Source organism: Pectobacterium carotovorum, assembly GCF_033898505.1.
GTDB classification, from domain to species: domain Bacteria; phylum Pseudomonadota; class Gammaproteobacteria; order Enterobacterales; family Enterobacteriaceae; genus Pectobacterium; species Pectobacterium carotovorum_J.
This window is the reverse complement of record NZ_JAXAFK010000002.1, coordinates 573,961-587,966: the sequence shown is the minus strand read 5'-3', so window position 1 is coordinate 587,966 and position 14,006 is coordinate 573,961. Positions and strand designations below refer to the sequence as shown.

Annotated in this window: 12 protein-coding genes and 1 pseudogene; 8 read left to right on the top strand and 5 right to left on the bottom strand. The window is 53.2% G+C overall.

Annotation, left to right across the window (positions count from 1 at the left end; genetic code table 11):
• A pseudogene (locus R9X49_RS14640) lies at nt 1-116 on the bottom strand (GNAT family N-acetyltransferase); the annotation flags it as partial.
• Nucleotides 117-297: 181 nt separating this feature from the next.
• Here R9X49_RS14640 and hemF point away from each other — a divergent pair.
• A complete protein-coding gene (gene hemF / locus R9X49_RS14635) occupies nt 298-1,230 on the top strand; it encodes an oxygen-dependent coproporphyrinogen oxidase (RefSeq protein ID WP_319849095.1) in 933 nt (310 codons plus the stop codon).
• 3 nt (nt 1,231-1,233) lie between these two features.
• Nucleotides 1,234-1,686 carry a YaiI/YqxD family protein gene (locus R9X49_RS14630; protein WP_180743372.1) on the top strand — a complete coding sequence of 151 codons (453 nt, stop codon included), beginning with the start codon at nt 1,234-1,236 and terminating at the stop codon, nt 1,684-1,686.
• A gap of 66 nt (nt 1,687-1,752) precedes the next feature.
• On the opposite strand, the gene mtr is transcribed toward R9X49_RS14630, so the two are convergent.
• From mtr to R9X49_RS14610, 4 genes are all read right to left on the bottom strand, one after another.
• Nucleotides 1,753-3,027, bottom strand: a complete 1,275-nt coding sequence (gene mtr / locus R9X49_RS14625; protein WP_319849094.1) for a tryptophan permease — start codon at nt 3,025-3,027, stop codon at nt 1,753-1,755.
• 441 nt (nt 3,028-3,468) lie between these two features.
• Nucleotides 3,469-5,748, bottom strand: a complete 2,280-nt coding sequence (maeB, locus tag R9X49_RS14620) for an NADP-dependent oxaloacetate-decarboxylating malate dehydrogenase (protein WP_319849093.1) — start codon at nt 5,746-5,748, stop codon at nt 3,469-3,471.
• A 248-nt stretch (nt 5,749-5,996) separates the two neighbouring features.
• Nucleotides 5,997-6,962 carry a sugar-binding transcriptional regulator gene (locus tag R9X49_RS14615; RefSeq protein WP_039548418.1) on the bottom strand — a complete coding sequence of 322 codons (966 nt, stop codon included), beginning with the start codon at nt 6,960-6,962 and terminating at the stop codon, nt 5,997-5,999.
• Between the two features lie 33 nt (nt 6,963-6,995).
• The gene (locus R9X49_RS14610; protein ID WP_319849092.1) at nt 6,996-7,790 is read right to left on the bottom strand and encodes a triose-phosphate isomerase; all 795 of its coding nucleotides are present in this window, start codon (nt 7,788-7,790) and stop codon (nt 6,996-6,998) included.
• A gap of 244 nt (nt 7,791-8,034) precedes the next feature.
• Between R9X49_RS14610 and pdxA the strand changes: the two genes are divergently transcribed.
• The 6 genes from pdxA (at nt 8,035) to tal (ending at nt 14,005) form a co-directional block, all read left to right on the top strand.
• On the top strand, nt 8,035-9,039 hold the full coding sequence (gene pdxA / locus R9X49_RS14605) for a 4-hydroxythreonine-4-phosphate dehydrogenase PdxA (RefSeq protein WP_319849091.1): 1,005 nt from the start codon (nt 8,035-8,037) through the stop codon (nt 9,037-9,039).
• Nucleotides 9,040-9,072: 33 nt separating this feature from the next.
• Nucleotides 9,073-10,791, top strand: coding sequence for a four-carbon acid sugar kinase family protein (locus R9X49_RS14600; RefSeq protein ID WP_319849090.1), 1,719 nt, complete (start codon nt 9,073-9,075; stop codon nt 10,789-10,791).
• A gap of 114 nt (nt 10,792-10,905) precedes the next feature.
• Nucleotides 10,906-11,931, top strand: coding sequence for a 2-keto-3-deoxygluconate permease (locus R9X49_RS14595; RefSeq protein ID WP_319849089.1), 1,026 nt, complete (start codon nt 10,906-10,908; stop codon nt 11,929-11,931).
• Between the two features lie 11 nt (nt 11,932-11,942).
• Nucleotides 11,943-12,314, top strand: a complete 372-nt coding sequence (locus R9X49_RS14590) for a PTS glucitol/sorbitol transporter subunit IIA (RefSeq protein WP_319849088.1) — start codon at nt 11,943-11,945, stop codon at nt 12,312-12,314.
• 101 nt (nt 12,315-12,415) lie between these two features.
• Nucleotides 12,416-12,874: an RpiB/LacA/LacB family sugar-phosphate isomerase gene (locus R9X49_RS14585; protein ID WP_319849087.1), complete on the top strand. Its 459-nt coding sequence runs from the start codon at nt 12,416-12,418 to the stop codon at nt 12,872-12,874.
• A gap of 180 nt (nt 12,875-13,054) precedes the next feature.
• On the top strand, nt 13,055-14,005 hold the full coding sequence (gene tal / locus R9X49_RS14580) for a transaldolase (RefSeq protein WP_319849086.1): 951 nt from the start codon (nt 13,055-13,057) through the stop codon (nt 14,003-14,005).
• Nucleotide 14,006 lies beyond the last annotated feature (1 nt).

Below are 14,006 nucleotides of genomic sequence, written 5' to 3'. Positions count from 1 at the left end.
TTAAGCTTACGTTCGATGTCCATTTCAGGATCGTTCCACGGGCGCAGTAAATCACAGCGCTCCCAGAGAGTGATCACGGCTTCAAAGTCATCCTGCCTGAATATGCGGATTTCCATCACAGTCGCCACTTTGCAATAAGGTAAATCGTGATTATCGCGTGATTTTTATCAGACGCAATCTCAAATTGCGCGCCGCTATCAGGAATCACACAACGGGTGACCGGGGATCGATTTTATTGATGGTATACTGCCCGCCTGATTATTGTGCCACCCTCGCCAGAGAAACGAGATGCCTACTATGTCTGACGTCAACGCGGTAAAACATTTTTTGCTTAGCTTACAGAAGGATATCTGTCAGCAGCTTGCAGCGATCGATGGCGAAGCTGATTTCGCCGAAGATGAATGGCAGCGTGCCGAAGGCGGCGGCGGGTGCAGTCGCGTGCTGTCTGGCGGGCGCGTCTTTGAGCGGGCCGGCGTAAACTTTTCTCATATCATCGGTAAATCATTGCCGCCTTCAGCCAGCACTCATCGCCCCGATCTGGCTGGCCGCAGTTTTCAGGCGATGGGCGTGTCGCTGGTGATTCATCCGCTAAGTCCTTACATCCCCACCAGCCATGCCAATGTGCGCCTGTTCATCGCCGAGAAACCGGGAGAAGAACCGGTGTGGTGGTTTGGCGGCGGGTTCGATCTCACGCCCTATTATGGTTTCAAAGAAGACGCGGTGCACTGGCACCAGACCGCTCACGACCTGTGCCAGCCGTTCGGTGACGAGGTATACCCGCGCTATAAAAAGTGGTGCGACGATTACTTCTTTCTGAAGCACCGTAACGAAGCACGCGGTATCGGCGGGCTCTTTTTCGACGATCTCAACGAGCCAGATTTCGCTACCAGCTTTGCCTTCATCCGCGCTGTCGGTAACGGCTTCCTCGACGGCTATCTGCCCATCGTTGAACGGCGTAAAGCACTGCCGTGGGGAGAACGCGAGCGCGAATTCCAACTCTATCGCCGCGGCCGCTATGTGGAATTCAACCTGATTTGGGATCGCGGTACGCTGTTTGGCCTGCAAAGCGGCGGACGTACTGAGTCAATTTTGATGTCCATGCCGCCGCTGGTACGCTGGGAATATCAGCATCAGCCAGAACCGGGTAGCCCGGAAGCTCTGCTGTATCAAGATTTTTTACCGGCCAGAGACTGGCTGGCAGAAAGTCATACGCACAACAAGGAAGCATAAGTCATGCAGATTTGGGTCGATGCCGACGCCTGTCCTAACGTCATCAAAGAAGTGCTATTTCGCGCGGCGGATCGCACGCAAACACAGGTCACGCTGGTTGCCAACCAGACCATAAAAGTACCACCGTCGCGCTTTATCCGCACGCTGCGCGTCTCATCGGGTTTTGATGTCGCCGATAATGAGATTGTACGCCGCACGGAGGCCGGCGATTTGGTGATCACCGCCGATATTCCGCTGGCAGCAGAAGTGATAGAAAAAGGTGGTGCCGCGCTGAACCCGCGCGGCGAGCGCTATACGCCGGATACCATTCGAGAACGGCTGAACATGCGGGACTTTATGGACACCATGCGCGCCAGCGGAATACAAACTGGTGGCCCCAGCGCATTAAGTCAACGGGATCGTCAGCAGTTTGCTAATGAACTGGATAAGTGGTTACAGCAGGCGAAAAAGCCCTAACGATCGGGAATACTCGCCATCCCGCCCCTTCTGCTTTAGCAGACAAGGCAGGATGGCGATGCATACTTAGCGATAAACAGGCAGTAAATCGAGGCTGGAAAGAATGTGTATCAGCGCAGTGCCGATACCAAATAGCAGCACCAGCGCGATCATCGCATTGCCGCCCCGCACGCGGAACAGCGGGCTACCGAAGCGAACGCGCGATGCGCGAGCCAGCAGCGCGGGCGTAATCACCGCCCACACCGTCGCCGCCAACCCGGCAAAACCAATCGCATAAATAAAGCCGTTCGGATACAGCAGCCCACCGATAACGGGCGGAAGAAAAGTCACCAGCGCCGTTTTCGCTCTCCCCATCCGGCTATCGTCAAGCTTCAGCAAATCTGCCAGATAATCGAACAGCCCCAGCGTTACGCCGAGAAACGAACAGGCAACGGCAAAGTTGGAAAAGACGGTGAGCAATACGTCCAGATAAGGGCTGTTCAACACCCCACCCAGCGCCTGCACCAACACATCGATATTACCGCCCCGCTCGGCAATCCCAATAAAGTCAGGACGGGCAATATTCCCCATCGTGCCAATCAGCCAGATGGCATACATCACCAACGCCAGCACGCTGCCAATAAACAAACAGCGCTTGATGATCTGCGGTTCACGACCGTAATGCTTAACCAGACTGGGAACGTTGCCATGAAATCCGAAAGATGCCAGACAGAACGGCAACGTCATCAGCACATACGGCAGATAGCTGGGTGCCTGTTCCGCCACATTGAGTAAAACAACGGGCTTAACATTCCACAGCAAACTGCCGAACGTCATGAAAAAGGTCAGCACCTTCGCTGCCAGAAAAAAAGCGGTCATGCGGCTTACTGCCGCGGTACTCCACCACACGGTCAACGCAACAAACAGCGCAAACAGGAAACCTCCGATTCGTGCTGAGAAGTCGATCGACATCTCAGCCAGCGTGTGATGGATGATTGAACCACTCGCTGAAATGTAGGCGTAAGTCAGGATATAGAGGACGAAGGCAATCGATATGCCGTTGATGACATTCCAGCGCTTACCCAGTAGATCTTTAGTCAGCGTATCGAAGCTGGAGCCGGTCGGATAATTAAGGTTGGCTTCCAGTATCATCAACCCCGAGTGATACATGCAAAACCAGGTAAACACTAACACGGCAAATGACCAGAAAAACCAGGCGCCCGACATCACCACCGGCAGGGAAAACATCCCGGCGCCGATAATCGTTCCTGCAATAATCATCGACCCGCCAAACAGCGAAGGAAGACGCTTTCCTGTACCGCTTTTTTCTACTGTATTCTCGTTCACTGCGCGTGTTGCCATAACCGATATTCGCTCGTTGGTTTTTTTATCGAGTCTGGGGAAGCCCCCCTAAAGACGAGGCGGGATCATGGCATAAAACAAAAATTATTCCATTGATTTAGCGTATTATACGGTATGGAAAACCCCAGGTTCTGCCCAAAATGGTGTGTTATGTTGTAAGCGATTAAAGGGAAAAGTTGTTTAAGGATGATGCGGTAATGCTAAAAGCAGTGAAGTCTGTTTTATTCGATATTCTCTCTAAGATACTGAGGTTTATTTTCTGGGTGATCTCATTTCTCATGGTTTGGTATTTATTCCCAGAGAACCTCATGTTCCCCGCCTTTGCGCTGTGTTTTATCGGTTCTATGTTCTTAAGCGACTATTTGGTCGATAAGCTGAGAAAGTAAAAAACCCAGCCAGAAATCGGCTGGGTTTGTCTTTATTGCGAGAGCTGAAAATCCCTTACAGCGGTTGAGTTTGTGCTTCCACCACCGCCAGCGCCACCATGTTCACGATCCGACGTACCGAAGCAATTGGCGTCAGGATGTGTACGGGTTTCGAGATCCCCATCAGCACCGGCCCCACCGTCACGCCTTCTGAAGAAGACACGCGCAGCAGGTTATAGCTGATACGCGCAGACTCCATATTTGGCATGATCAGGATGTTAGCCGAGCCTTTCAGCGGGCTGTCCGGCATTTGCTCGCGGCGGATCGCTTCCACCAGCGCGGCATCGCCGTGCATCTCACCGTCGATCTCCAGTTCCGGTGCCAGCTTGTTGACCAGCGCCAGCGTTGCCCGCATCTTCTGCGCCGTCGGAGAATCCGAGGTACCGAAGCTGGAGTGCGACAGCAGCGCGACTTTCGGTTCGATACCAAAACGACGTACGCTTTCCGCCGCCATCAGGGTGATTTCCGCCAGCTGTTCCGGCGTCGGATCCGCGTTGACGTAGGTGTCGGCAATGAAGGTATTGCCGCTCGGCAGCATCAGCGCATTCATCGCGCCCGCGGCCTGCACGCCTTCACGGTAACCGAACACTTTTTCGACCACATCGAAATGCTCTTCATAAGTGCCAATCGTGCCGCAAATCAGCGCATCCGCTTCGCCACGGTGAACCATGATGGCACCGATCAGCGTTGGGTTGCCGATCACCGCGCGCTGCGCTTTTTCCTGCGATACGCCGCGGCGCTTCATCAGCTCAAAATACTCGCTCCAGTATGCTTTGAAGCGCGGATCCGATTCGTTGTTGACCACTTCGAAATCTTTACCGATGGTCAGTTGCAGCCCCAGTTTTTGCAGGCGCATCTCAATGACGCTCGGACGACCAATCAGAATCGGGAACGCCAGCCCCAGCGTCACCAGCTCCTGCGTAGCGTGCAGCACACGCGCATCTTCACCTTCCGCGAATACCACACGCTTCGGCTGCTGACGCGCCTGTGCGAAGATCGGCTTCATGAACAGGTTGGTTTTGTAGACGAACTGAGTCAGTTTTTCGACATAGGCATCGAAATCTTCGATCGGGCGCGTCGCCACGCCGGAATCCATCGCCGCCTTCGCTACTGCGGGTGCGATCTTGATGATCAAACGCGGATCGAACGGTTTCGGAATCAGATAATCCGGCCCGAATGACAGCTCCTGATCGCCGTAGGCAGATGCCACCACTTCGCTTTGCTCCGCCAGCGCCAGATCGGCAATCGCGTGCACGCAAGCCAGTTTCATCTCTTCGTTGATCGTGGTCGCGCCCACATCCAGCGCGCCGCGGAAGATGAACGGGAAGCACAGTACGTTATTCACCTGATTCGGATAGTCCGAACGGCCGGTACAGATAATCGCATCCGGGCGCACGGCCTTCGCCAGCGGCGGCAGAATTTCTGGTTCCGGGTTAGCCAGCGCCATGATCAGCGGACGCGGTGCCATGGTTTTCACCATATCCTGCGTCAGTACGCCAGGGCCGGAGCAGCCGAGGAAGATATCCGCATCAGGGATCACGTCTGCCAGTTTGCGCGCGCCATTATCTTCCACCGCATACGCCGCTTTGGTTTCTTCCATGTTTTCATCACGACCGTGATAAATCACGCCGCGTGAATCACATACAACAATGTTGTGCTTCTGAAGGCCCAGCGCCACCAGCAGGTTCAGACAGGCGATAGACGCCGCGCCTGCACCGGACACCACCAGACGCACGTCAGAAATATTTTTTTCTACTACGCGCAGGCCGTTCAGAACGGCGGCAGTACAGATGATCGCCGTGCCGTGCTGATCGTCATGGAAGACGGGAATCTTCATGCGCTCACGCAGCTTCTTCTCGATGTAGAAGCACTCCGGTGCCTTGATGTCTTCCAGATTGATACCGCCGAACGTCGGCTCCAGCGCGGCGATCACGTCGATCAGCTTGTCTGGATCCAGCTCGTCGACTTCGATATCGAAAACATCAATGCCGGAGAATTTTTTGAACAGAACGCCTTTGCCTTCCATCACCGGTTTACCGGCCAGTGCGCCGATATTGCCGAGGCCCAGAACGGCCGTTCCGTTAGAGATCACGGCGACCAGATTGCCGCGTGCGGTGTATTTGTAGGCTGCCAGCGGATCTGCTGCAATTTCCAGACAGGGTGCCGCGACACCGGGAGAGTACGCCAGCGCCAGATCGCGCTGCGTCGCCAGCGGTTTAGTCGGGGAAACCTGAATTTTTCCGGGGATCGGATACTGGTGGAAATCAAGGGCGCTTTGCTTTAGCTGTTCATCCATTTTATGTACCTTTTCGGTTTTGTTGTGTCTGTAGGGTAAAGAGTACCCAGTATAGTGTTTGCCAATGGCTAAACTACCGAGAATGGCAAAAACTGAGGGGGAATGCTGGTTAATATAGTTATTTTATTTGACGGTTTTTCGTTCAGCTGCCGGATACGCTATAGGAAGAAATCGCGCGGTGCAGGCGCACCACGCGATAAAACAGAGAGTCGATAAAACAGCGGGCGATGAGAGAAGATAGAGCGAAACTAGTGTTTGGCGGAGATCAAACTCAACACCGTGCGGGCATTGCTGGCGCTGGTGGCGATCACATCCACAATGCCAGAACGCAGCGCAGCCAGAATCGCCGTTGCTTTGGTGTTTTCAGAGGCGATCGCTATCACATAAGGGATCTTGCGTAACTGATCGAGACTCAGCCCGATGACCCTGTCGTTCATTACCGTATCCACAGGCCGCCCCTGAATATCCAAAAAGGCATATCCGGCGATATCCCCGACCACGCCCTCATCCTGACGCGCCGTGATGATCTCCTGTGAGGTAAACCAGCCGAGCTGAACCATGAAACTGTTTTCGTTCATGTCGCCTAATCCCACCAGCGCAATATCCGCCTTGCTTGCACGTTCAAGTGTTTCATTGATCAAACGGTTTTGCATAAAGGAGGATTTCAGTGCCGAATTTTCAACATAGGCAGGCGCGTACAGCGTTTCGCTCGTGGCATTAAATTTCCGCGCCAGATGACGGCTGATATGATCGGCATCGATCAGTTCTCCATCGCGCTGCGTGCCGCCGATGCCACAGATAAACTTGCAGTGCCGCTCGGGAAACACGCCCACGTGGCTGGCGACAGCGGCCACGTTACGCCCCTGCCCGACCGCCACGGACATACCGTTTTTCAAAATGCTGGACAAGTAAGTGGACACCAGCGATGCCACCTGCTGGCGCTGCTCATCCTCATCATGGTGATCGATCGCAATCAGCGCACGCTTGATGCCAAAGCTCTTAATAAACTGTTGTTCAAGCTGAGAGCTAAATACCGGATGATAGCGGACATTGATTTCAACGATCCCTTCCGCCCGCGCCCGCTTCAACAAACGTCCGACTTTGATACGCGAGATACCAAAGCGGCTGGCAATCTCTTCCTGCGTTTGTTGATTTTCATAATACGCGACGGCTATTTCCGTTAGTAATTCACTGTCTGAATCAAATTCACTCATGGCTTAACCCATTTTGGTTTCGCTTAGGGTCAATCACTCACCCTGTTCATTCAACAATGCTGAAACACTGCGCACCAGCTGGCAGAAATTCTCCGCATCCCATGCAGACCTGCCAATAAATAACCCGTCAATATCGGCGCATTGAATAAGTTCGACCGTATTATGCGGATTCACGCTGCCGCCGTACAGAAGCGTAATACGAGAGGCAATGTCTTCGCCATAAAGGGCAACCAGCGCCTGACGCAAGGCAGAGTGAATATCTTGCGCTTCCTGTGCGGAGGCTGGCGTTCCCCCTTCACCGATGGCCCAGATAGGTTCATACGCAATGATGACCTGTTCCGCCTGCTGCGCGTGTAAACCCGCAAGCGCAATTTTCATTTGCCGAATGACGGTTTCTTTAGACACGCCCCACGCTTTCTCTTGCGCACTGTCACCCACGCAAACCAGCGGACGCAGTTGATAACGCAGCGCGGCCTGCACTTTTTTCTGAATATCCGCATCGTTTTCCGCAAAGTGCTGCCGACGCTCGGAGTGCCCCAGTTCGACCAGCGACGCACCGCAATCACTGACCATCAGCGGAGAAACCTCTCCCGTCCACGCGCCGTTGTCAGCATAGTGCATGTTCTGCGCCCCTGTCAGGCAATTCACCTTGTGCGCAGACAGGTAGTCGGTCACCTCCCTTATCAACGTAAAAGGGGGGATGACAAAAGGCTGAATGCCTGCGCCAGCCGCATCGTTAAGCTGTCTGGATAACACCGCACAGTAGTCCACCGCGTCCTGCCGGATCTTATTCATTTTCCAGCTCGTCCCTATCATCACCTTTTTCATGTCATCTCCATCGCTTACACAGGGGCTTTCGTTCTATCGTAACAAAAGCGCATCTAACAAACTTATATTCACTCTACAAACAAATGTTCGATCACTAAAACGGATAAAAAAGAAATCAATTGTGGTTAATGTGATCGAATTCAAAGCTATTTCTCAATTAAACCGTAAAATCCCATAAAACAAAAGTTCAATACATGAACATATGAACAAAACCACTTCGGTTTACGATAAAAAAGGGGAAATTATGTCGACCGCAAAAAAACCTGTTGTTGCTCTGACCATCGGCGATCCAGCGGGGATTGGCCCTGAAATTTCCGTCGCCACCATGATGGATAAAGAGGTGTATGAAGAGTGTCGTCCTTTCCTGATTGGTTCAGTACCGATCGTCCGTCGCGCAATGGCCATCAAAAACTGTGATTTTTCGATCAACGTCATCACCTCTCCCGCCGAAGCCAAATTCACCTGGGGTACGTTAGATATTCTGGAAACCGGCAACTACGATTGCGATAGCATCGAATGGGGCAAGGTCCAACCGCTGGCCGGAAAGATGTCCCTTGATTACGTCATGAAATCCATTGAGTTGGGCATGGCTGGCGACATTGATGTGGTTTCCACTGCGCCGATCCACAAAGAAGCGATCAAACTCGCAGGCTGTAAACTACCGGGGCATACCGAAATTTATCAGGTTGAAACCGGTTCGGATTACGGCCTGACGATGTTCCATGTACAAAAACTACGGGTATTTTTCGTCAGTCGCCATATCGCACTGAAAGAAGCCTGCGACTATGCGAATAAAGAACGTGTTCTCGCCTGCGTACAGCAAATCCACCATGAATTCACCGCGCTGAATATTAACAATCCACGTATCGCCGTCGCCGCGCTCAACCCGCACGCCTCGGATAACGGCCTGTTTGGTCATGAAGAGAAAGACAACCTGATTCCTGCCGTCAAAGCCGCTCAGGAAATGGGCATCAACGCGATAGGCCCGATTCCTGCCGATTCTGTTTTCCACCTTGGAAAACAAGGGCATTACGACGCCATTTTGTCTCTCTATCACGATCAGGGGCATATCGCTTGCAAAACGCTCGACTTCGAGCGCTCCATCACCATCACTTTCGGTCTGCCATTTATGCGCAGCTCTGTCGATCACGGCACCGCTTTCGATATTGCGGGAACGGGCAAAGCAGGCACGGTCAGTATGCTGGAATCAACGCTGGTCGCCGCACGCTACTGGAAGATGAAGCACTAATGCCGATTTCAGACCACCGGGGGAAAACACACCATGACGCGATATTTGGAAATTATCAGGGGCGGCAAAGGCTGGGGCGGGCCGCTGCTCGTTAATGTCACACCAGGGAAAAAAATTGCTTACATCACCGGGGGGATTCGTCCCACCGTGGTAGACCGGCTGGTGGAGCTCACCGGCTGGGAAGCCGTGGATGTCTTCAAACATGGAGAACCCGCCGAACAGGAGATCGGTTTAGTGGTCATCGACTGCGGCGGCACGCTGCGCTGCGGTCTGTATCCCAAACGGGGGATCCCGACGATCAACCTTCACCCGACCGCAAAAACCGGTCCGCTGGCGGAATACATTCGGGAAGAGATCTACGTCTCCGACGTCACGCCCGCTGGTATTCGGCTACGGACAGAAGGGAAGCAAGGGGACAAGCTAGGCATTGTGGCTGACGACCTCACGGGCGCGACCACGATCGGCGTTCTGCTGGCACGCAGCGGCATGAAAACCGCCGCCTTTTTTAACACCGCCTCGTTCAGCGATTGTGAATCAGACTGGCAGGCCATGGTGATCAGCAGCGATAGCCGTCCCCTACCTAAAGCTGAAGCGAAAAACCGGGTGAGGAATGCGACTCAGGCCCTGCTGGAACGCGGCGCGGTATATTTCACCAAACGGGTGGATACCACACTGCGCGGCGGTATTGGCTACGAAATTGATGCCATGCTGGAAGTGTTGCCGCAGGAAACCGTCGCGGTGGTGGTGCCAGCCATGCCACAGTCCCGCCGTATTGTGGTCGGCGGTTACTCGGTGATTGACTCCGTCGCCCTCTCCTGCACCGATGTCGCTAAAGACGTTCGTACGCCAGTGACGGAAACCTTTGTTCCTGGGTTGCTCAGTGAACAAACGCATCATCAGGTGAAACATATTCCCCTCTCCTGCGTGCTAAAAGGCTATCACGCCATCAGCGATGCGCTGGTTCAGCAGCAGCGGGAAGGCGCGCGCGTCATAGTCGTGGATGCCATTTCACTGGCCGATGTGGAAAATATCGCTCGCGCGGTCACCAAGCTGAACTGGAATGTGCTGGCCGTCGACCCCGGTCCCTTTACCGAGCGTTTGGCCTTTACCCGAGAAATGATCCGCGACGAGGAACGTAAAGAGAAGGCGCTAATCCCTCAGGAACAGCAGCAGGGTTCTATTATCGTCGTCGCAGGCAGCGCAACGCCGGTAACCAAAAAGCAGCTCACCGCACTCATTGAAACCGACCCACGCGTTTGCCACATTCCCATTGATGCCGAGTTACTGATTGATAAAGAGCACTCAGCGGATATAGAAGTAGCAAGAGTGGTCAGGCAGGCACTGGAGTGCGTGAAAACCCACGCCAATGCCATCTTCGTTTTTGAATCCGCATTAACGGGTCGCCTGCTCGATCTCACCGTGGAAGAACAGCGCTTTGGGCTGGCGCACGGCCAGGCAGCGGAAAATATCAATCAGGGTTTGGGAAATATCGTCAAAACGGTGCTCGATGCCGCCGCCTCAGAGATTAAAGGGCTGTACATGACGGGTGGAGACACCATGGTCAACGTGCTCAAACAGCTCGGCGCTAACGGTATTGAAATGGTGGATTACGTTATTCCTCAAACCGATCTGGTCAAAATTATTGGCGGTGAGTATGAAGGGCTAATTTGTGTCGGGAAAGGCGGTCTGACCGGACCAGAGGATATTATCCACACCATTATTCATCATATTCACCGGGAAACGCTGCAATAAATAAAAAGCAGTAAAAGCAAAAAAAGAAAGTCGATATAAAAAACAAACCCGACGTATTGCATAGGTCTGATTCACAGGCCTGGATGTTGCTCTACCCTACAAGAGAGAAACACCATGAGAAATATAAACATTCTTGAAAAAATGAATAAAGTCCCTGGCGGACTAATCATTATCCCACTGCTGGCAGCGATACTGATGAATACCTTTACGCCGTCGCTGTTGCAAATAGGCGGCCCCACAACGGCATTATTTAAAGCAGGCTCCAGCGCCATGATGGGAATATTTCTTCTCATCTGCGGCTCCTCCATTAATATTCGCCAGGCCGGATTACCTTTATATAAAGGCACCGTGCTGCTCATGCTGAAATTCTGTGCGGGCGCGCTGGCGGTATGGCTGATGGGGACTTTTTTTGGCCCCGCCGGTTTCTTCGGAATTTCAACGCTGGCGTTTATTGCCTGTATCACCAGTTCAAACAGCTCATTGTATATTGCGCTATGCAGCAACTACGGCGATGCCAGCGATGCGGGCGCGATTTCCGTGTTCTGTATTAAAGACGGCCCCTTCGTCACGATGGTGGTTCTCGGCGTCAGCGGTTTAGCCAATATACCGTTTGCTGCCCTGCTCTCCATGCTCATCCCGCTGATCATCGGCATGCTGTGGGGCAACCTTGACGAGAAATTCAAACAGCTTTGTGCCGCGTCTCAGCCGCTGGTCATTATCATCATGTCCTTCGCTATCGGCGCCAATTCCAGCATGCACACCGTCTTTACTGCGGGTTTATCCGGCATTGTTCTGGGCATCATTTCCGCCATAACCGGGCTGGTTTTCTACTTCCTGTACAACCTCTTCCTGAAACGAAAAACGGCGCTGGGCGCTGCACTTGGCACCACCGCTGCCAGCTCGGCCCTCACGCCAGCCATGGTGGCGCAGGCCGACCCCAGCCTTCAGGTTTTTGTTGATTCCGCCACGGCGCAGTTAGCAACGGCCAGCATTATTACCATGCTCACCGCGCCCGTGCTCGTCGCCTGGTTTGATAATCGGCTAAAGAAAAAGGGCATCATTCCATCGGGCGAAGAAAATAATGCATTACCGGCTGAACAACCTCCGTCGCTGAATACGCAAGCCGATAAACCCAAATAAGGTCAGAAAGAATGAGACGGATTATCTGGCAGGCGAAAATAAGTACGGTGGGAGACAATGCGGCATTATTTCTGGCAGAGAAACGCCTTATTCTTTTCAGCGATAATGCACCTAAAGACATTAGAGATTATTGCATCACCCATCGTGATGGAACGTTAATTCAGCCGCTTTCCGTTCATCAGAAAATGGAATTATTCGGCGTCATCTATTCGATCAGCGCAATAGGTGACGTCGCCAGCCAAAACCTGAAAGAACTAGGGCACATCACGTTGTTATTTGATGGAGCAGAAAAGGCGGAGTTGCCCGGCACCCTTCATCTGATGGGGCCAGTGCCCACAGCCTTATCGGCACAGGGGAATATGACGATTTTCGAAGAGTCATAACGCGCCAGACAGGAAGACTCGACTATTTTAATCAACCTTTATATTTAATACGTATTTACTTTTAACAAGCATTTATTTTTAACGAAATAAGGACAATCGCCATGAAACCAATCGCTATTGGCGCAGATGATGCCGCCTGGAGTTTACGCGATATTCTCACTCGCTATCTGGACTCGCTCACTATTCCCTGGGTCGACTTTAGCAGCGACAAAAATCAGGACAACACCATCTACCCCGACGTCGCACATGCGGTCGCGGTGTCGATTAAAGCAGGAACGTACGAACGTGGGATCCTGCTGTGCGGCACCGGCATCGGTATGAGCATTGTGGCAAATAAGGTCACCGGCGTACGTGCAGCACAGTGCCATGACACCTATTCCGCTCAACGGGCCAGAAAAAGCAACAATGCGCAAATTATCGCGCTCGGCGCGCGGGTCATTGGCCCCGAACTGGCAAAAGAGATTGTGGGCGCCTGGCTGGATGCCGAGTTTGAAGGCGGCGGCTCCGCATCGAAGGTTGAAAAAATCGGCTATTACGAGCATCAGGAAAGCGCCCGTTAAGCACCGCTGGCGGCGGCGTTCGCACAACCACGCCGCGCATGTCCCTCTTCGCAACGTCTTTTCCAATGACAGTAATCAGAAAAAGCGCATGTCATTCTGCCCACTAATGGTGCAGTGTGGCATGGCGCGGCGGACACGATTCCGCTCATTGTCTTTTTTGATATGCCAAGGAGCTCACTCATGAACCAACTCGAAGCCCTTAAACAATTTACCGTGGTGGTCGCTGATAGCGGCGATATCGACTCCATTCGTCAATTTTCACCGCAAGATGCCACCACGAATCCCTCACTGATTCTCAAGGCTGCGACGCTGCCGCAGTATCAGCCGCTGTTTGATGACGCGATTGCTTACGCGCACCAGCAAGGCGGTAGCAAAGAGACTCAGCTCATCAACGCCAGCGACCGACTGGCGGTAAACATCGGGGCGGAAGTGCTGAAAAGCATTCCGGGACGTATCTCCACCGAAGTGGATGCCCGCCTCTCATTCGATCGCGGTATGTGCGTGGCGAAAGCACGCAAGCTCATTGGAATGTATCAGGAAAAAGAGATTCCGCGCTCACGCATTCTGATCAAGCTCGCCGCCACCTGGGAAGGGATTCGCGCGGCTGAAGAGCTGGAAAAAGAAGGGATCAACTGTAACCTGACGCTGCTGTTCTCATTCGCGCAGGCGCGCGCCTGTGCCGAAGCAGGCGTCTTTCTGATCTCCCCGTTTGTGGGCCGGATTTATGACTGGTATCAGGAAAGGCAGCCCACCAGCGACTATCAGGCAGAAAACGATCCCGGCGTCATCTCCGTACGTAATATCTATGACTACTACAAACGCCACCGCTACCAAACCGTGATCATGGGCGCCAGTTTCCGCAAAGTGGAGCAGATTTTGGCGCTGGCGGGATGCGATCGCCTGACGATCTCCCCTGCGCTGCTGGAGCAGTTGAAAAACAGCGATGCGCCCGTTGAACGCCAGCTGACGCCATCAACTGAAGCGTTCCATCATCCCTCTCCGCTCTCTGAAGCTGAATTCCGCTGGGAGCATCATCAGGATCCGATGGCCGTCGATAAACTGGCGGAAGGCATTCGTCTGTTCGCAGCCGATCAACAAAAGCTGGAAGCGCTGCTGGCAGCCAAGCTGTAAT